Origin of the sequence: Marinomonas gallaica, assembly GCF_001639745.1 — a bacterium.
Lineage (GTDB): Bacteria > Pseudomonadota > Gammaproteobacteria > Pseudomonadales > Marinomonadaceae > Marinomonas > Marinomonas gallaica.
The window spans coordinates 204,728-223,521 of sequence record NZ_LTAX01000002.1; the positions used below are offsets into that span (position 1 = coordinate 204,728).

An 18,794-nucleotide genomic window follows, 5' to 3' on the forward strand; every position below is an offset into this window, starting at 1 on the left:
AAAAACGATTGGCGCCAGAGCATATTGTTGGATATATGGTTAGTGCTGAAATCATTTATATAACATTAACGCGAAGTAAGAGCATGTCATCATTTAATTTTTATGGCAGTAAAAAATGCTTAAAGTAAAAATGCACAAAGCAGGCAATGGTGATTGTGTTTCGATAGAAACACTATCTGAATTTGTCCTGATTGATGGCGGTACCGCTCAGTCGTTTGATGGTTGGAAAGAACAGATTGTTGGGCACGTAAGTAAGATTGACTCTGTCATTGTTACTCATATAGATAACGACCACGTTAATGGGGTTATCAAACTATTGACTCACCCAGATTGTCCTAGTGTTGATAGGATTTATTTCAATGGAGCAGAGCAGCTATTTGGTCATATTTCGACTGAGGAAAGCGATGCTCGTACAGATGTTAAGCTGCAAGCTTTGTCAGAAGAGAGCTCAGAGGTTGGTGATAAAGATCCCATTGGATACTCTGAGGGTACATCTTTGTCATATGTTATTTTTGATAAAGGGTACACATGTAACGACGTGGTCGGGGGTGAGGCTCTATACCGTGAAAAATGTGCTCAATTTGAGATTGGGTCGTTAAAGTTCAATGTGATTGGTCCTGATCTAAGTGCTTTATCAGGACTAAAAAAAGTTTGGGAAGAAAAACTGGAAGAGCGAAACATAAGACCCAAGATATTAAGCAAGTCTTATTATGACGCTTTTGAGCAGTTTACAAGTAGTGTTCAAGAAAAGTCATCCTACAACTATCAAATATCTTCTACAGAACAAACAAGTATTGAAGCTCTCGCAAACGCTACCTTTGATGATGATAGTTCACCAACTAACAAAAGTAGTTTTTCATTTTTGGTTGAGTGTGAAGACAAGAAAATACTTTATCTAGGTGATTGTCATGCTCAGATTGTAATGTCTTGGTTAGATGAACAACAACTAGACAGCATCAAGGTAGACGCAGTGAAGATTTCACATCATGGAAGTCAGAATAATACGAGTTTGGATTTACTAAGACGAATCGAATGCGATAGGTATTTGATCAGTACAAATGGTAAGTCACATGGGCATCCAGATTTAGAAACATTGGCTCGAATCGCGATAGTAAATACTCAAACGCAAACGGAGATTCATTTGAATTATGACGTAGAGACCATACCAGAATGGTTTGTATCTGATTTGCATGAGAACTACCCAATGATAAAATTGTTATTGAACTCTTGTGAGGTTGGAGTATGACTGCGGTAGCTTTGGAAGAGTTTAAGCTTGAAAGTATATACCTTTTGCATGCTTCATTTCCTGATGAGAAGACCAAGCGAGGTACGTGTTTCTCAATATCTCAGGATTTACTATTAACCGCGAATCATGTTGTAGATGGTGCCACGCTAGTAAAAGTATACTTAACAAGCGATGCTTTTGCTGATGGAACACATATCGAAGCCGAGTGTGTTTACAAAAATGAAGCTATTGATATAGCAGTCTTGAGACTTCCAGCTGGTACTACAAGTAGCGCTTTCGACCTATATGCGACAAGCGTTAACTTAGATAGTGATGTGAAATCTTGTGGGTATCCAGTTGAGAAAGAGCATTATCCAGCTCCAATTAGAGTAAAAGTTACTAACTCTTTTGAGCACATGACAAGTCGAGAATACAGCTTTGAGATTTCTCAGTCTGACACTGTTAGCAAATATAGTGGCATGTCTGGTTCGCCCGTACTGTATGATCATTATTGTATTGGTATTTTGCTTGTACAGCAGGGGACTAACACACTATATGCCTTATCGACCAAAGATTTTCTAAACGATAGCTCTATCCGAGAAATTGTTGATGCTAGTGATGTAAATGTAGTTGCTCAGGAAGGAATTGGTTATAAGGCTCCTCCTTGTCCTGCATCACCATTTAACTACGACATATGCTGCAATGACGAGCATCCAAATATCAAGGGTGTTGATATCGGCTTTACAATGAAGCGATGGAACTTAGATGAGTTCACTGAGTCGGTATATGATTGGATTGTTGACTATTGTTTATCATATAAAGATAAGGCCAACTTTAAAGGAAGTGAAAGAGGTCTTTTCAAATATGCCAGAGCTAATTATCATGCGGATGACTTGAACGCAATTGGAGATCTTTGTTTACACATCGCTATTCGAGAATCATATTCAACTATACCGGTAATGAATAAGGTTTTTGATGTAAATAACAAGACGTTTTCATGTACTCACGCAGTATTAAATTTCGATACTGTAGAGTTATGGATTGGTGCATCATCTGTAAGCAGTAATATTGAAGAAGCTGTTAATGTAGCAGTAAGTAATGTGGAGTACATTGTTAATATCAAAGCTCTAAAGAGCAGATTGATCATGCTTACCTCTGAAATTGATGAGTCTTGGCCTCATAAAGAAAAATTAGAAAAACTTGCTGATTCTAGCCTAGATTTAGAAGAAAGGTTCGATAAAATCATCATACCAATATTCATTATGCATGATAGTGAAGTTATATCTAACTATGAAAAAGATAACTTTAAGGATCTATTCCTACAAAAAATACAGGAATGTAGAGGGTTACTTAAATCTGGAATTAATGAGGAACTGGTTAATTTGATTGATTTTCGAGTCTTTTATTTTCCCGTTTCTGATGTAGAAAAAGTTAATTCTTCGCTGATTGAGGAGTTAAACTCATGAGTACTTGGTATCAGACTTCAAAGCACATGCTTGCAGATGATTCGTTCTATAACTGGGACGATTTTTTAATGTCATTAGTAAATGAATTTAATGGTCATTCAAATGAAGCGTTGGTTCAAGATGTCGCTATAAGGGCACTAGAACGAAAACACGAAATGCCTAATGGATTTATCCTAGATCATATTTTAGGTGAGCTAGGGCTTTTTCCATATGTTGACAAGTCAAATAGCACATCAAAAGACAAATTTAGGCGTAGTCTCTTCACAACACCACAAGATGAATCCAAGACATTTCATATTCGTCAAGCGGAAGTTTTTCATCGTATTATGAATAGTGAAAATGTGATTCTTAGTGCACCAACTAGCTTTGGTAAAAGCCTTATAATTGAAGCTCTAGTAGCGAGCAATGAATTCAATAATATTGTAATTGTCGTTCCAACAATTGCATTAATCGATGAATTAAAGAAGAAACTTTTCAAGTATAAAGACAAATATAAAATTGTTACGCAGGTATCGCAGGAACCTAGTGATAGAAATATTTTCATTCTGACTCAAGAAAGAGTTTTGGAGTATAGCCGTATTGAATCCGTTGATTTTTTATAATCGACGAGTTCTATAAACTGGCTCCTGTTGGTAAAAACGATGAGAGATGTGACCGACTAAATTTGGCATTTAGAGCTTTGCACGCTAAGTGTAAGAGGTTCTACATGTTAGGCCCTAAGATAAATGGATTAGTTTCTGGAATTGAAGAGGAGTTGAGATGTACTTTTCTAAAGTTCGACTCTTACGCTACTGTTGCAACAAATGAGTTCTATCATCCTCTTAAAACAACGGGTAAAGACGCTCTAGTTGATATTGAGAGAGATGAAATCTTAAAGTCAATATTAACTTCTATTGGAAGAAAAGAACAAACTGTAATATATTGCAAATCGCCCCAACGAGTCAGTTCTTTAATGTGCCGACTTTTGAGCGCAGGCCTACTGACTCCAGATGACACTAATGATGATCTTGCTGAATGGTTGGCTGATAACTTTCATAACGAATGGTCTTTAGTTGAGGGTGTGAAACATGGTATTGCATATCACCATGCTCAACTACCAAGAGCTGTTGGCGCTTTAATTGTAGATCTATTCAATGAATCGAAAATCAATATTCTGATTTGTACTTCGACTTTAATTGAAGGTGTTAATACAAATGCGAAAAACATAGTAATATATGACGATTGTATTACAAAAAAAACTAAGCTTGATATGTTTACGTTCAATAATATTTCCGGACGTTCGGGTAGAATGTTTGAGCACTTTATCGGTAACGTTTATATATTTGGTGACAAGCCTCAAGTTGAACTTCCTTTTATTGATGTTCCAGTAGTAACTCAAAGCAAAAATGCATCTGAATCGCTATTACTTCATTTGGGCGAAGATGTTCATGAAGAAAATAAAAATAGAGTCAAGAAGTTCTATGATCAGAATATTCTTCCTATGTCGTTATTGATTAAACATCAGGGTATAGATCCCAATAAATTGATAAATTTTGCTGAAGAGCTTATCGAAAAATTTAATGCTTGGAATAGAATGATGTGTTGGGATGGTATATATCCTACATCTCTTGAATTACGACATTTGTCTAATGTTTTGTTCGATCATTTTAATATATCCTCCATGGGCGGTGGCACAGTTCGCTCTGCTAGTCAATTACATAGAAAATTGGTTGATATAATAAACAAAGTCGATGATAAAGAATTAATTACTCAAAACTATGACTACTGGAATGGTCGCGATAAGACCTATAGTGTAGATGATTCCATTCAAGCTGTTTTTAATTTTAAAAAGAACCTAGTGAACTATAACTTACCAAAGATAATATATGCAGTAAGTGATATTCAAGAGTTGATTTTTAAAAGGTTTGATTATCCATTTGGCGACTTTAAGCCTTTTGCAGCTACACTTGAAAATTTCTATTATCCTGCCGCAATAAATTCGTTAGAAGAGTTTGGTATACCCAATCAAGTGGCTAAGAAGTTTATAGAGAGCAATAGAAGTAAAATTGAAGATATTGATAGTATAGACTCTGTGATTGAGTTTTTAATTAATTCAGATGAAACTTCATATAAACATCTATCAGAGTATGAGTTAGGCTTTGTAAAAAAAGCACTCACATATATGTAGTAGGTCAACTTAACAGGCCACCCACCTTAAAAAGTGATTCAGCATTCATCTACAAGGAATGAGCCAGTTTCATCTGAAACTGGCTTTTTCTGCTTCGTTACCATCCATTTCGTAGAAATTATCGAGATTTAGCGCTTTTTCAAAACAATTGGGGTCAGATGAAAATTAATCCATCTGACTCGGTTTTTACTTTGCTTCTCTGGTATTTCTCAGCTCCGAGCAAACCATTTCCCTTTACCCAAAATTGGAACAATTGGGGTCAGATGAAAATTAATCCATCTGGCTCTGCTTCCGACCTCGCTTCCTTGGCGTCACTCGCCTACCTGTTAGTTGCTCGATCTCTTCTTTAAAACGCGCGTTCCCCAATGCCATATCGGAATGCATGGCAGATCGAGTCCGCCCAAGCTCTTCGTCGGAATGTGCTATTTGAAGAATGCTTGGTAACATTAACAGGCCACCAACCTTAAAAAGTGATTCAGTACTCAGTTCTATCAAGGGAGCCAGTTTCATCTAAAGCTGGCCTTTTCATGCTTCGTTACCGTCCATATCGTTGAAATTATCGAGATTTAGCGCTTTTTAGGCGTACTGTACTCTTGCCAAGTCAGGCAATACTGGACGAGAAGAATCTTAACAGGCCACCCACCTAAAAAAATGATCCAACGCTCAGCTCTGTCAAGCAAGCCAGTTTCACCTGAAACTGGCTTTTTCTGCTTCTGAACCCTCAATATCGTAGAATTTGTAGGTATTTAGCATTTCTTAGACATGCCGAATTCTTGCCAAGTCAGGCAATACTGGATGAGAAGAAAGTGCGGGAGTACTAGGCGAGTAACTGTTTCGTTTTACCTATTTCGGTCGACGCTTGTAGCAAGCATTCTGGTAGTAGTTAGATAAAATCAGCTCTGTGCCCACTTCGGCATGGGTTGTTTCACAATTTTAACCGCGAGGATGCGCCACAAAAAGTGTTTAACGCCTTTGTGAAATCAACCTGAAAATGACTATTGAAATTCCATAATCAGATCACTTACTTCTACCTGAATTACTCTGCCTATCAAGCTCTTTAGATAGCTTCGCAATCTCTCCTGTCAAGCTATTAGAAATAAATCCAAGCTTTACTGGCTGCCCTCTCACCTGTTGAAGCACTCGAGCATCTCCATGCGAGAGTGTAAAGTCCAAATACGCTTGTAATGTTTCTGCTGGAGTCGTTGATCTACTTAGCTGCTTTTTGACCTTCTCTTGCCACTGTTGAAGTTCATCATCATTGTCGGCATCTGACTTTTCATAATAAAGCTCTCGACCTAATTGAGCCTGAGACCAGCCTATCTTTTTTAGCAGTATTTTGATTTCTTTCTGAAGTTTTTCCGTCTCTGTCCCCATCTGTCCCTATGCACCTTTTTATATTGATGTTGTGCCCAGCGGGGCACAATCAAATTAACTTAAGAGGAATTCGTTATTACTAAAATGACAAAAGAAGCCGCGGCTCGTATCCAAAGTGTTGAAGCCAAAACCCATGGTGGCAAAGTTGCGAAAGGAAGCTTTGCCGCTCGTGCAATGTCTGCTGCAAACCGTCAATTTGCAACGCCGCCTAACGGTCCTAGCACAACCGGAAATCCATCAGGAGGTGGTCGTGGCAATAACCCACCTAAAAAGTAATTATTTAATTACAGCTTTTAATATTTGAGCGCAAACGAGTCACAAATCGTGACTCGTTTTCTTCTAGCTCTGAAAGTGTTACATCATTCATTGTTCGCTCCATCGCACATATACAGATTTTAGTTTTATTAGCATGCCATGTATTCGACATAAGAGACTGCGACTGATTAACACAAAGATTTACTAACTCATACTCGACACTTAGTGGATATCTTTGATCTTCCCAAAGCTCTTCTACACGCTCATTGGCAGCGAAACCAATCATGCTGGATGTAATGGCTATAGCGACAGGAATTTTGAATTTTCGGAAGGAATAACCAGAAAATGATGAACCGCAGTGAGTACAGTTTATGTACTCAGAGTACTCGATTTTGCTGTTTTTATCGCAGGTAGGACACTTAATCTTCATTTTGAAATATCCGTATTATTAAAGAATAAGGCTTCATTGCCTCTCTATTAAAATTGCCGCTATTTTATCAAACAACTGAAGCCAGATGAAAGTTAATCCATCTAACTCGGTTTTCTACCTCGCTTCCTTGTCGTCACTCACCTACCTGTTAGCTGCTCAATCCCTTCTTTAAAACGTGCGTTACCCAATGCCTAGCGAATCGAATCCGCCCAAGCTTTTCGTCGGGAATATGGTATTTGAATAATGCTTGATAAGCTTTGCTCGTGCACTTTGCTGATGCCCTGGTTTGAGATAGAGCTCATGTGACTGCCAGAGCTCACTTTGTAGACCCAGAGACTCTTGTGCATGAAAGCGATAACTCGACCACTTGTAGTCGATGGGATGAGCGACCATGTATTCTCTAACGGGGTTCTAACAATTGTTATTAGTCCGCCCAACGTCTTCTCCTATAATGAGCTGTTATTAAGTCAAACAAACTGTCAGCGATGTGTAATATAATGAAAAAACATAGAACCTTCATGCTATTCGAGATCACTTTAAGTAAAAAGTGCTATAAACACTCTCGATTATTTGGATTTTAATGATTTCTCAAAAACAGTCAAAGATTAGATTTTTCATAAAGGGATTAGATATGATTAAAAAAAGCGTTGGGAAAGAAAAAACTAATAAGCCTGTCGATGTCATAATAATGCAGCTGTTGTTAAATGAAATCCCCATCTATAAAACAGTAAGTCCAACTTCTGAAAAAAATTATACCCTTGAAAAAATTGATAACGTACCCCCTCTCGCCAAAATGAAAATTAGTGGGGATATAGTAAACGATCTAAATGAACGTATTGAAGCATACCAAATTGCCAGTGGCATGAGCGTCGTTGATGGCTGGATTTCACCAAGTGGCTCTACGATAAGATCCATACTTAACCATCCTAAGACTGTGATTAAAAATGATAGGCTTAAGTTTGTAAGAAGCAAAATAGCGAATAAAAAAACATCATCCATCACGGTTCAAAAGATCATTTCATATTACCAAAAACAATACGCAGTCTTATCCTCAGACAATAAAGATGGCCTTGAATATATATTAACAACGGCTAAAGCCGATACGGACCTTGATAATATTAAAGAGCTTGCCTATATGCTAGCAACAACTAAGCATGAAACTGCCCACACATTTAGAGGGATAGAAGAATATGGCAAAGGAGCAGGGCATACTTATGGAGAAGAAATTACCGTAACAGACCCAACTACGAAAAAAACATATAAGAATAAATACTATGGCCGTGGCTATGTACAGCTAACATGGGGCTACAACTACCAAAGGCTTGATGAAAAAATTGGCAATGGTAGTTACCCCAATAAAACGAAAACAAAACCTGCTGATTTTAATACAGGCTTTAAAATCAGCAATGCCATAGCAAGCATCTATCTACACCCTGAAAAAGCGCTTGAAAAAGAGAACGCCTACGTTGGCTTAGTATGGGGAATGCAAAAAGGCATCTATACAGGCAAGAAGATCGGTGACTATATCAACGCCGTAACAGCCGACTACAAAAGTGCTCGTAAAGTGATTAACGGCGTTGACCAAGCGCAAACGATTGCTAACTATGCAGAAGACTTTGAAATTATCCTATTAGCCTCAGCTGCTTAAACGGGAGCTCGCAATGAAACAGCCTTTTAGTCCTTTATTATTAGTATGCGCCATCGCTATGTCTGCCTGTGCGCAGACAGATACCCACCAACTCGACTTACTAAAAGATTACGATCATGACATCTGGTCTGGCCCAGACGGTTGGAGCAATAGCCAATGGCAATGGAAAAAGATATTACGTTGGGATCGAGAATGCGATTACGTAGCGGATGTAGAGACCTATGATCTAGAACAGCAAGGGCAGCTAGTAACCGTCATGTGTGTCCCAGGAGCCTACCAGCCGACGTACACCCTATACACCTACCAAGCAGATGACCACTATGTACGTCAGCTCGAGCTTGGCGACCCAAATAGCACAGAGGATCCTAAAAAAGTCATTGGCCGTTTACACTATAATAAAGCCTTGCACCAACTTGCCATTACAAGTTTATCCAGAGGAGCTGGGGACTGTGGTGTATACCGTGTATTTCAGTTAGGTGATGCGCAAACTCCAGCGCGTTTACTAAAACGACGAGAACGCTCATGCAGTGACCAGCCATTATCTAATGATAAAGCCTCTAAGGAAGCAGTATATGATCCAACCCAATGGCCACTGATTAAATAGAGAACGGACAATTGAGAACGGACAATTGAAACAAAACAATTGGGGTCAGATGAAAATTAAACCAGATGAAAATTAAACCTGACTCGGTTTTCTACCTCGCTTTTTTGGCGTCACTCGCCTTCCCGTTAGCGCCTCGATCTCTTCTTTAAATCTGCCATCCCCCAGTGCCATATCAGATTGGGTAGCATTGCGAATACGTCCGAGCTCTTCTTCTGGTATATGGTATTTGAATAGTGCTTGGTAACGCTTCGCTCGCGTTCGTTGCTGACGGCTAAGTTTGAGATAAAGCTCGTGTGGTTGCCAAAGGCCACTTTGCAGTTCGAGTGATTCTTGGGCATGAAATTGGTAGCTCGACCATTTGTAGTCGATGGGATGAGCGACCATGTTGGCTCTGACGGGGTTTAGTTCTATATAGCGCTGACATATAAAAAAGTACTCCTCCGCACAAATGACACAGGACTTAAAGCGCCCTTCCCACAATGTACCAGTACGTTGATAGGTGTAATTGAAGTAGCGCACATAGCGGCGACCAAGCGCCTGCATCATCAACGAAATTCCATTTTGTATCATGGGCGTCGCCAGTAAATGTAAATGATTTGTCATAAACACCCATGCATGGACTTTCACCTGAAACTGTTCAGCATACTCGGTTAACCAATGTGTGTAGGTAATAAAATCATCTTCTCTGGCAAAACACACTTGGCGGTTATTGCCACGCTGGATGATGTGTTGAGGGATACCAATAGGACAAAGACGGGGAAGCCTGGCCATATTTCACTCCTTTGAAATTAGCTTTACTGAAAAGACGCTGATATGAACATCCTATTCGTATCAGGTTAATTAACATCTTATGACAAACGCTTTCTAGGTCAAGAAGGGGATCATTGTTCTATATTTTCATCTGACCCCAATTTCACTGAAAAGGCGCTGATATGAACATCCTGTTCATATCAGGTTAGTTAACATCTTATGACAAACACTTATTAGGTCAATAAGTGGGTCATTGCTTTATATTTTCATCTGACCCCAATTTCACAGCGACCTCTATTAGTCCCATTCTGGAGAAAAGTCAGGGTTTGCAATGCGCTCGTTGGCTTCAAGCCCAGCGATACGTTGCATGTCTTCGTTCGTCAGAGCTAAATCGAATGCGGCTAAATTAGCCTCTTGATTTGCACGTTTGGTGGAAGAGGGAATAGTAATAAACCCTTGCTGTAATTGCCAAGCAAGCGCCACATTCGCGACGGAGGTTTGGTGAGCTTTGGCAATGTATTGTAACACTTCATCTTCCATGACTTTGCCGACAGCAAGAGGCATGAAGCCTGTTACACGAATATTGTGTTGATGACAGTACTCAATGACCTGACGATTTTGCAAATAGGGGTGCACTTCGATCTGGTTGGTAAATATGGCTCCCTCACCTAACTGTTGAATGGTTGGTTCCAAATGTTGGATGGTGAAGTTAGAAACGCCTATGTGTTTGGTTAAGCCCTGTTTTTGAGCCTGAGCTAAGTCATCAAGATAAGAGGTTAAAGGTATCTTGTTAGTCGCATCAGGCCAGTGAATAAGCAGGAGATCTACTTGATCAATCTGCAATTTGGTTAGGCTCTCCTGAACACTCTTTATAAAGTGCTCAGTAGCTAAATTGTCGAGCCAGACTTTTGTTGTGATAAACAGCTCTGAGCGATCAATGCCACTGTCAGCAATGGCTTGACCAACCTCTACTTCATTACCATAAATTTGTGCGGTATCGATATGGCGATAGCCAACTTCTAATGCAGACTTTACGGATTGATATGCGGTGTCGCCTTCTAGACGAAAGGTGCCAAAACCAAGTGATGGAATCGTATTCATAAAATGCTCCTATTAATGTATTGCTAAGGGTTAAAGTGCTGCTTGAGCAGAGGTTTGACGCTGATCCAAAGATCCAGAAAAGCGAGTCAATATGAGTGCAATGACAACAATAATGGCGCCAATCCAAGCGGTGTCCATGAGAGACATGCGCTCAATAATGACGCCGCCAAGAATCGAACCTAAAGCAATGCCTACGTTAAAGGCGGCGATGTTTAAACCAGATGCCACATCAACGGCGTTAGGCGTGTACTTCTCTGCCAGTTGCACAACATACACTTGAAGACCGGGTACATTACCAAAGGCAAAGGCACCCCAAACTAAGATCGTCAGTACTGCTGCCACAGAGTTGCTTGCGGTAAACGTGAACACTAGAAGAACGACAGCCAGTGCAGTGAAGATGTAACTCAAAGCTTTGATTGGTCCCAAACGGTCTGCCAAACGGCCACCCCAGATATTGCCGAACGCAACAGAGACGCCATAGACCAGCATGATCAGCCCTACAGCACTGGCATCAAAACCTGAGACTTGTTGCAAAATGGGCGCAAGATAAGTGAAGGCAGTAAAAGTGCCGCCGTAACCAACGGCTGTCATGGCATAGACCAGTAATAAACGTGGTTGAGTCAGAACACTAAGCTGCTGTGAGATACGTGCAGGGGCTGATTGCTTTAAGTTTTTAGGGATCAATATAGCACTACCGATCAGTGCGATAAAGCCAAGAACGGCAACCACCATAAAGGTTGCACGCCAACCAAAGTTTTGGCCGATCCATGTGCCTAGCGGCACCCCAGTCACCAGAGCAACAGTAAGACCGGTGAACATGATGGCAATAGCACTGGCTTCTTTATCTTTACTAACCAACCCAGTTGCGATGGTTGAGCCGATAGAAAAGAACACACCGTGAGCAAGACCGGTAAGGATGCGGGCAGTGATCAGTGAGCCGTAGCTAGGGGCCATCCAAGCCAGAACATTACCAATCACAAACAGTGTCATGACCGAAAGTAAGACATGCTTTCTGGGCCAGCGACCAGTCAGAGCGGTTAATACCGGGGCGCCAATGGCCACGCCTAAAGCGTACAAGCTGACCAACAAGCCAGCTGAGGGCAAGGACACACTAAGGTCTTGAGCGATAGTAGGTACCAAACCGACAATAACGAACTCGGTCGTACCAATCGCGAATGCACTGAGGGTCAGTGCGAGTAGAGCAATGGGCATTTCAATCTCCAATTAAGGTTATGTAGAACTTGCGTGCCAGTATGCCCAATGCTATTTTTTGCAAAAACAGCATCAACAACAAATTACTTTTACAAAAATGACAATAATATCTCGTAACCAAGATCTCGAAATTCTTCTCACGGTAGTTGATAGTGGCAGCTTTTCTTCAGCTGCGCGGATTCTCGATATTCAAGTGGCGAAAGTGTCTCGTGCCGTCAGTCGCCTTGAAAAAGAATTGGATAGCACACTATTAAACCGAACAACTAGAAGGCTTGAGTTAACGGAAGAAGGACACCAGTTCACCCAGCAAGTACGTCTAGGCTTACAACAACTTGCTGCTGCAGAAGAGGAATTAAAGGTACTAAAAGGCATTCCTGCGGGACGCTTGAGAGTTGATGCGGCAACACCTTTTATCCTGCATCAACTAGTCCCCCATGTGGCAGGCTTTCGTGAACGCTATCCGCAGGTAGAGCTGGAGTTGGTGGCAAATGAAAATATCATAGATTTGATTGAGCGCCGCACGGATTTGGCTTTTAGGATCGGTTCACTTAAGGATTCAAATCTGCATGCGCGATACTTTGGCAAAAGCCCTTTGCATGTTGTCGCATCGCCAGAGTATCTTAATCGCTACGGTGCTCCACGAGTGCCAGAAGACTTACTAAAACATCAGGTGTTGGGGTTTACCGATGCCCCTCATTTGAATCGTTGGCCGCTTTCTTCTGCAGTGACCCTGCGCCCCACTCTGCATTGCAGTAGTGGTGAAACCATGCGCCAATTATGTCTTGCAGGACAAGGGTTCGCCTTGTTATCTGAATTTATGATTATGCAAGATTTAAAGAGTGGCCGTCTCATCAAAGTATTGGAACAATACACAGTTAGCCCGAATGAGCGGGAGCCCGTGCATGCGGTGTATTATCGCAATACCACACTTGCCAGCCGGATAACGGCATTTTTAGATTACATGTCTGATCGTATAAGCCTCAGCATTGCTAAATAATTAGGGACATTGGGGTCGTTGGCGAACATTGGGGTCAGATGAAACAATTGGGGTCAGATGAAAATTAATCCATTTTGGAGGTGCCTATGAAGCGTTACCTAATTTCCTACGCGCTGGCCGCTTCAGCTTTCACTCAGACCGCCATGGCGAGCTGTGATGAGATAACGAGCCTGAAAGATTTGCTCTGGGAAAACCGTATCATAGTGGCCAATAGTAAGGATAATAGCGACGAGCTGACAGGTTTTTTTCGTCAAGCGAGTCACGGTATCATCGATCGGGATGTGATTTGGTTTGTGCTATCGAATAATGAACTTCAAACCAACTACAAAGGTGCTACCAGCCCAAACTTGTTAAGCCAAATAAGAAACCAATATCCACTTAGCGACAATGAAGTCATTCTGATTGGTAAGGATGGTGGCCTGAAGGAACGCATTTCTGGGTTGGATTTGAAACGCTTATTTGGTGATATCGACCACATGCCAATGCGTATTAGAGAGATGCGAGAGAAGCAATCGGGAGCAAATGAGCCTTAACCCTATTTGACACTGTTCTCTACCACGCAGACCTGTTGATCATTGTTACCGGGCAATAAGCTCCTGTTTAATTGGCGTTTTTTTGCCGCCAACACTCTATTTTCGACCTTATCCCTTTGTTTTATAATATTTTTTAGGCTTGGTCTAAATTTTGCTAGTTTCATTCACTACAAAAGGAGGTGTGACCATGCAAATCAATAGATCACTCTATACTCAATCGCCTAATACGGGGTTTCCGACGACACCGAAACAAGATCGCGACCCCATACAAGAGTTTAGGTACTTTGAGCAAGAGCGAAAGAATAACGCACAGCAGCCTTGGTATTATGATACGGCTGAAGAAACAAGCACGTCGCCTGTCGAAGCAACATCCGAACGTCAGGTCAATCGTGACAACTGGGAGATCGAGCGCATAAATGGTTATGACGTAGTGGTGGCGGGTCATAAGTTAGATAGCCAAGATGGCTTTGGGCTTAGTTGGGACGTGCCGCCTGAGATGCAAAGTGCTAACTATTGGCGAGAGGCAGAGGCGAATGCGACGTATGTGGAAGCCGATTTCTCCGCGGGTACCCCTTATCAAGGCTCAGGACGAATTCATTCTATAGGTGATTCGATTGAAAGCGTGCCTTTAGCTCAGAATAAGTCACAGTCATTGCTGCAGCAGGTAAGACAAGCATTAGAGCGCATTGATTTGTTAAAGGTCGAAAATAGCTTACAAAGCCGCTATGGCGAAGACGTTAAATTAGCCTATGATTACGATTCCAAGGCGTATCTGATGTTAAAGCCTGGCGATGGTCGCTACGACGAAGTTAACACTGGTGCCGACTTTTTAGAGTCGTTGCGAGAGGGCATTGCTGGGGGAAATGTCCCTCAAGATGTGGTGAATCTATATCGTAAAGCAGGTTTTATCTGAGCATGGATAAACTCCTATATATGGGGTGACCGACCATGTTGGCTCTAACGGGGTTTACCTAATACTGTTGCGTGTACTTTTATAAAAAGAATCTGATATTGATGAACATCCTATTCATCAATATCAGATTCTTTAACACCTTATGGCACACACTTTCTAGATCAAGAAGACGAACAGGGTTCTATTTTCATCTGCCCTCAATTTCTTTTTCAACAATCCTTTCTAGCAGTGGCATCCATTCGCTTTCGACCTTTAGTTCGAAGCACTCTTCTAACGCAGCGGCTAATTCCTCAGGATTTAATTCTCGTTGTTCCGCGACACCGTTGCGTGGACGGATCGTTAGGCGATTGTTCAACAGCGCATAACGAGTGTCTGGTGTAGCCCGCGCCATCATTAGGTTGTGACGAAATTTGGATTGGGGACTCGCCGAGGTGAACCAGTTTGCAACATCAATATCAATCGGCTCCTGAGGTTGGCTACCAATATCGTATAAGTCTTGCCACTCATCCTGAATATTAACTTGTAACAGCCAGCCGTGATCGTGTGCCTTAAAACGAAACGCTTCGTGTTGCCCTTGCTGCGCTTGATCAGTGTCCAAGCGCAATGGATCAGTCAACACCATGCCACCAAAACCGACATCTGCTAGCCACCATTCGCCGTCGACTCGAACTCTTAGAACTTGGTGGGTTCTTGGGCCAAGAGGCATATTATCGGGTTGTCGCCAAACGGTGCGAGCCATCAACGATTCGACTTCAAATCCCAGTTGTTTGAGCACCTGCATAAAAAGAGCGTTGTGTTCAAAGCAGTAACCGCCACGGCGATAATCGATTAATTTTTGCTGGATATTATCAAGCTCCAGACTAATACCACGATCAAGCAGAACATCAATGTTCTCAAAAGGAATATGTGCCGGATGCAGCGCGTGAATGGCTTTTAAGGTAGAAAGCTCTGATGTGGTTGGCCCTTGATAATTAATACGGGCAAAGTAGTTTTGCAGGTGAATCATGTCTCATTCCTGTTGATAAGCAACATGCTGGAGCAGCGTGTCCAGAGCGGTGTTATTTTGAATTGGTGTAGAATAGTAACAGAAAACCCGCTTTGTTTTGGAATGCGACTTAAACAGGAAATAAGCAATAGTATTGATGATGCGCCTATCACCAGTATACCAAGACCAACCAATGTAACAATTGCTTGGGGAGCAGGTGAGAGTCGACTCTCATTTTCTCCACTAAGGGGTATATATGTTGCCGAAATTCGCCTTATGCGACAATAATATTAGGGTTCAAAAAACAGACAATCTTGTAAGGAAAAATAGCTATGGCAAAGCTCGTATTGTTAAGTCTAGTTACGGTGCTAATGGCTGGCTGCGTAGGTCATGAAACTTATCCCAAAAGCATCTATGAAAATCCCGATATAGAAAACGAAGGTAACAATACAGGGAAAGAATATAACGCTACTGTGACACTAAGTGAACTTGAAGGCTCTTGGAGAAAACCATGCGGGCCTGTAGACGGTTCACCGCACTTTGATATTGTTACAATATCCTTCAGCCGTAGCGAATTCACCACAGACATCAAAAACTACATAGATGCTGGCTGCACCCAGCCCTATCGGGAGGCACCAAACCCAACAGCACTTATCAAATTCAAGCTTGGAAATGGCATTATGCTAAATGATGGCACTATCGTCACCGAAATGAACTCTCGCACTATGCACTCCGATGGCGCCGACTTCTACCCTGAAGAATACAACATCATTTACATTAAGAACGGCACTTTCTACGCAGGCGTTGACGACCAAGATACGACGTTACAGAGACCAACCAGACTCGACTATAAGCGTCCATTCCATAAAATAAACTAAATTATTGTCGAGCGACTTGGGGCTGAGAAAAATTAGTTCTACTTTCTTGCTATGCCAAACGCAGAATAATAAAAGTACTTTGTTAGCCATCTAGAAAGTAAGAGCGCGCTTTTTTGAGGCGTGCTCTTCATAACAATATTTGTTTTTTTATAGCGCAACGTCAGAGGAGTTTATGCGTGGCGATAGTAGCCGTACTCATTCTCATACTCTTCATAAATATCGCGCGGCATTTTCTTCGGTGCTCTCATTTTATGTAATGACGCTTTGAGTCGTGTCGTTTTACCTTGCAAACGCTCTATTCTTCTAGAAACGGTTCGACTTGTACGCCCTGCGACCTTATCAATTGCCGCGTACATATCCGCTTGTTTATCACTGACAACGACATCATTTTGGCCGCTTATTTTTACCAGCACCTGACAGTGTTTGTCCTCACCACCTTTTGGTCCATTAACGTCCGACAGTGTCACCGTCACTTGTTGAATATCATTTCCACGGGGATCCAATGCAAAATTAAGGCGACGTTTTACGTACTCTTTCAAGCTTTTAGTAAGCGCAAAACGACGTGCTTGTACTTTAATTTTCATCTTGTTCTCCTTTACCCATGTTTGGATAAGTTATGTTGGAAACTTCACGTTACTAACAAAAACCCATAAGATATAATCGAATTATCTAAAAATATAATCAGTTTTTTTCGATGTATCGGAGGCTGTATGCTTAATTTCAAACATTTGCATTATTTCTGGGTCACAGCAAAACAAGGCAGTATCAGCAAAGCCAGCGAACACCTACACATCACACCACAAACCATCAGCGGACAAATCAGCTTACTCGAAGAACAGCTAGGAAAGCCTTTATTTGCAAAGGTTGGGCGCAATCTAGAACTGACGGATAATGGCCGCATGGTACTCAGCTATGCGGACGAAATTTTTTCTCTTGGCAGTGAGCTAGAGCAATCTGTTCGCGCCGCCTCGACCGATCGAACACAATTACTGCGAGTGGGTATCGCTGACTCGGTGCCAAAATCCATCGCCTATCGACTACTTGAGCCAGCCATGTCATTGGATGACCCAGTTCGATTTGTATGCAAAGAAAACAGCCTAGAAAGCCTACTCGGCGAGTTAGCCTTACATAAACTCGATTTAATTATTGCGGATGGTCAAATTCCACCACATTTGGGTGTGCGTGGCTTTAACCACTTTTTAGGCGAGTGTGGGACGTCATTTATGGCTGCAGCTTCAGTGGCCGACCATTATAGAACACCGTTTCCACACTGCTTAGTCGGCGCACCGTTTTTGATTCCAAGCGATCAATCCATTATTCAAGCACAGCTATTGCAGTGGTTTGAGAAACACAGTATTCACCCAAGAATTACAGGAGAGTTTGACGACCGCGCGCTGATGAAAGCCTTTGGTCAAGCAGGTGCCGGCGTATTTATTGTGCCATCAGCCATTGCTCAAGAAGTCTCCGAGCAGTTTAAAGTGGATATTATTGGCAGCACTGAAGAGATCCGCGAGCAGTTTTTTGCCATCGCTACAGAGCGTCGGCTTTCCAACCCAGCGTTGATCGCCATTAATAACGCGGCGCAAGAATGGCTACGTTAAACGGCATTGATGACAACAGGGCGTAACAAGAGAATGCGCCGCAACACAATTAGAAGTGCTATGATGCGCGCCTATTTTAACTTTCAGACGTAGAACAACAGCCATGAGAACCGAATTTGTCACCATCGGATTAACCAATCCAAAGAGTACCGAAAATGTCGGTTCTGTCATGCGGGCAGCAGGCTGCTATCAGGTTGATAAAGTGCTGTACTCAGGGACGCGTTTCAACCGCGCGCTGAAAATGTCCACCGACACGAAAAAGATGTCGAATGCCATCCCGCTGCAGCACCTTGATAGTTTGGAAGTGCTCAATTTTTGTGATGCCGTTGACGACGATACTCAAATCGTCTGTGTTGACCTAATCCCCGGTGCTACGCCATTACCCGCTTTCTCTCACCCCGATAAAGCGCTCTACATCTTCGGCCCAGAAGATGGAACCATCGCCCAAAGTGTAGTGGATGCTGCCGATCACGTTGTGTTTGTGCCAACCATCGGCTGCATGAACTTAGCGGCATCCGTAAATGTTGTTTTATACGACCGTTTGGCGAAATCTTCTAAAGCGCTTGCGGGGGATGACCTAATACGGAAATCGAAAGACGCGAACAATAACGTAGTGGTCCGTAAAACTGTCCCTTAGCAGAATCCCCCCATAATT

At 41.9% G+C, this 18,794-nt stretch carries 22 protein-coding genes; 13 read left to right on the plus strand and 9 right to left on the minus strand.

The genetic code is table 11. The annotated features are described in order from the left end of the window. The first annotated feature begins 115 nt into the window (after window positions 1-115). From AYW76_RS03075 to AYW76_RS03090, 4 genes are all read left to right on the plus strand, one after another. Window positions 116-1,246 (plus strand): ComEC/Rec2 family competence protein, encoded by a 1,131-nt coding sequence (locus AYW76_RS03075; RefSeq protein WP_067215600.1) that lies wholly within the window; start codon window positions 116-118, stop codon window positions 1,244-1,246. Beyond that, on the plus strand, window positions 1,243-2,691 hold the full coding sequence (locus AYW76_RS03080) for a Hachiman antiphage defense system protein HamA (protein WP_067215603.1): 1,449 nt from the start codon (window positions 1,243-1,245) through the stop codon (window positions 2,689-2,691). Before AYW76_RS03075 ends, AYW76_RS03080 begins: the two co-directional genes overlap by 4 nt. Further along, window positions 2,688-3,293: a DEAD/DEAH box helicase gene (locus tag AYW76_RS03085; protein ID WP_067215606.1), complete on the plus strand. Its 606-nt coding sequence runs from the start codon at window positions 2,688-2,690 to the stop codon at window positions 3,291-3,293. The genes AYW76_RS03080 and AYW76_RS03085 overlap by 4 nt, the downstream gene beginning before the upstream one ends. 104 nt (window positions 3,294-3,397) lie before the next feature. Further along, window positions 3,398-4,858: a helicase-related protein gene (locus AYW76_RS03090; protein WP_067215609.1), complete on the plus strand. Its 1,461-nt coding sequence runs from the start codon at window positions 3,398-3,400 to the stop codon at window positions 4,856-4,858. 270 nt (window positions 4,859-5,128) lie between these two features. Here the strand turns inward: AYW76_RS03090 and AYW76_RS03095 are convergent, their stop codons facing one another. Further along, window positions 5,129-5,368: a hypothetical protein gene (locus tag AYW76_RS03095; RefSeq protein ID WP_067215612.1), complete on the minus strand. Its 240-nt coding sequence runs from the start codon at window positions 5,366-5,368 to the stop codon at window positions 5,129-5,131. 507 nt (window positions 5,369-5,875) lie between these two features. Continuing rightward, a complete protein-coding gene (locus tag AYW76_RS03100; protein ID WP_067215614.1) occupies window positions 5,876-6,232 on the minus strand; it encodes a hypothetical protein in 357 nt (118 codons plus the stop codon). An 84-nt stretch (window positions 6,233-6,316) separates the two neighbouring features. On the opposite strand from AYW76_RS03100, the gene AYW76_RS03105 reads away from it, so the two are divergent. Continuing rightward, on the plus strand, window positions 6,317-6,508 hold the full coding sequence (locus AYW76_RS03105) for a hypothetical protein (protein ID WP_067215617.1): 192 nt from the start codon (window positions 6,317-6,319) through the stop codon (window positions 6,506-6,508). A gap of 4 nt (window positions 6,509-6,512) precedes the next feature. On the opposite strand, the gene AYW76_RS03110 is transcribed toward AYW76_RS03105, so the two are convergent. Together AYW76_RS03110 and AYW76_RS03115 are read right to left on the minus strand one after the other, a co-directional pair. Next, on the minus strand, window positions 6,513-6,917 hold the full coding sequence (locus AYW76_RS03110; RefSeq protein ID WP_067215620.1) for a hypothetical protein: 405 nt from the start codon (window positions 6,915-6,917) through the stop codon (window positions 6,513-6,515). Between the two features lie 180 nt (window positions 6,918-7,097). Continuing rightward, window positions 7,098-7,310 carry a hypothetical protein gene (locus tag AYW76_RS03115; RefSeq protein ID WP_067215623.1) on the minus strand — a complete coding sequence of 71 codons (213 nt, stop codon included), beginning with the start codon at window positions 7,308-7,310 and terminating at the stop codon, window positions 7,098-7,100. Between the two features lie 238 nt (window positions 7,311-7,548). Here AYW76_RS03115 and AYW76_RS03120 point away from each other — a divergent pair, with 238 nt between their 5' ends. Together AYW76_RS03120 and AYW76_RS03125 are read left to right on the plus strand one after the other, a co-directional pair. After that, window positions 7,549-8,565, plus strand: coding sequence for a glycoside hydrolase family 19 protein (locus AYW76_RS03120; protein WP_067215625.1), 1,017 nt, complete (start codon window positions 7,549-7,551; stop codon window positions 8,563-8,565). Window positions 8,566-8,578: 13 nt separating this feature from the next. Next, on the plus strand, window positions 8,579-9,169 hold the full coding sequence (locus tag AYW76_RS03125; protein ID WP_067215628.1) for a DUF1176 domain-containing protein: 591 nt from the start codon (window positions 8,579-8,581) through the stop codon (window positions 9,167-9,169). Between the two features lie 72 nt (window positions 9,170-9,241). On the opposite strand, the gene AYW76_RS03130 is transcribed toward AYW76_RS03125, so the two are convergent. The 3 genes from AYW76_RS03130 to AYW76_RS03140 all read right to left on the minus strand — a co-directional run bounded on the left by AYW76_RS03130 (window position 9,242) and on the right by AYW76_RS03140 (window position 12,232). Continuing rightward, entirely contained in the window at window positions 9,242-9,940 is a 699-nt protein-coding gene (locus AYW76_RS03130) for a transposase (protein ID WP_067215631.1), read from the minus strand. Between the two features lie 276 nt (window positions 9,941-10,216). Further along, window positions 10,217-11,020, minus strand: a complete 804-nt coding sequence (gene dkgB, locus AYW76_RS03135) for a 2,5-didehydrogluconate reductase DkgB (protein ID WP_067215635.1) — start codon at window positions 11,018-11,020, stop codon at window positions 10,217-10,219. Window positions 11,021-11,050: 30 nt separating this feature from the next. Then, window positions 11,051-12,232 (minus strand): MFS transporter, encoded by a 1,182-nt coding sequence (locus AYW76_RS03140; RefSeq protein WP_067215638.1) that lies wholly within the window; start codon window positions 12,230-12,232, stop codon window positions 11,051-11,053. A gap of 97 nt (window positions 12,233-12,329) precedes the next feature. Between AYW76_RS03140 and AYW76_RS03145 the strand changes: the two genes are divergently transcribed. The 3 genes from AYW76_RS03145 (at window position 12,330) to AYW76_RS03155 (ending at window position 14,675) form a co-directional block, all read left to right on the plus strand. Next, on the plus strand, window positions 12,330-13,229 hold the full coding sequence (locus AYW76_RS03145) for a LysR family transcriptional regulator (RefSeq protein WP_067216079.1): 900 nt from the start codon (window positions 12,330-12,332) through the stop codon (window positions 13,227-13,229). 86 nt (window positions 13,230-13,315) lie between these two features. Next, window positions 13,316-13,762, plus strand: a complete 447-nt coding sequence (locus AYW76_RS03150; protein WP_082866078.1) for a DUF4174 domain-containing protein — start codon at window positions 13,316-13,318, stop codon at window positions 13,760-13,762. A 187-nt stretch (window positions 13,763-13,949) separates the two neighbouring features. Beyond that, the gene (locus AYW76_RS03155) at window positions 13,950-14,675 is read left to right on the plus strand and encodes a hypothetical protein (RefSeq protein WP_067215642.1); all 726 of its coding nucleotides are present in this window, start codon (window positions 13,950-13,952) and stop codon (window positions 14,673-14,675) included. A gap of 187 nt (window positions 14,676-14,862) precedes the next feature. Here AYW76_RS03155 and AYW76_RS03160 read toward each other — a convergent pair whose 3' ends face one another. Next, window positions 14,863-15,681, minus strand: coding sequence for an arylamine N-acetyltransferase family protein (locus tag AYW76_RS03160; RefSeq protein WP_067215647.1), 819 nt, complete (start codon window positions 15,679-15,681; stop codon window positions 14,863-14,865). 311 nt (window positions 15,682-15,992) lie between these two features. On the opposite strand from AYW76_RS03160, the gene AYW76_RS03165 reads away from it, so the two are divergent. Further along, on the plus strand, window positions 15,993-16,538 hold the full coding sequence (locus AYW76_RS03165) for a hypothetical protein (RefSeq protein WP_067215651.1): 546 nt from the start codon (window positions 15,993-15,995) through the stop codon (window positions 16,536-16,538). Window positions 16,539-16,708: 170 nt separating this feature from the next. Here AYW76_RS03165 and AYW76_RS03170 read toward each other — a convergent pair whose 3' ends face one another. Continuing rightward, window positions 16,709-17,122, minus strand: coding sequence for an HPF/RaiA family ribosome-associated protein (locus AYW76_RS03170; protein ID WP_067215653.1), 414 nt, complete (start codon window positions 17,120-17,122; stop codon window positions 16,709-16,711). 126 nt (window positions 17,123-17,248) lie between these two features. Here AYW76_RS03170 and nhaR point away from each other — a divergent pair, with 126 nt between their 5' ends. Next, window positions 17,249-18,139, plus strand: coding sequence for a transcriptional activator NhaR (gene nhaR, locus AYW76_RS03175; RefSeq protein ID WP_067215656.1), 891 nt, complete (start codon window positions 17,249-17,251; stop codon window positions 18,137-18,139). Window positions 18,140-18,242: 103 nt separating this feature from the next. Beyond that, window positions 18,243-18,776 (plus strand): RNA methyltransferase, encoded by a 534-nt coding sequence (locus AYW76_RS03180; RefSeq protein WP_067215659.1) that lies wholly within the window; start codon window positions 18,243-18,245, stop codon window positions 18,774-18,776. Window positions 18,777-18,794: the final 18 nt, after the last annotated feature.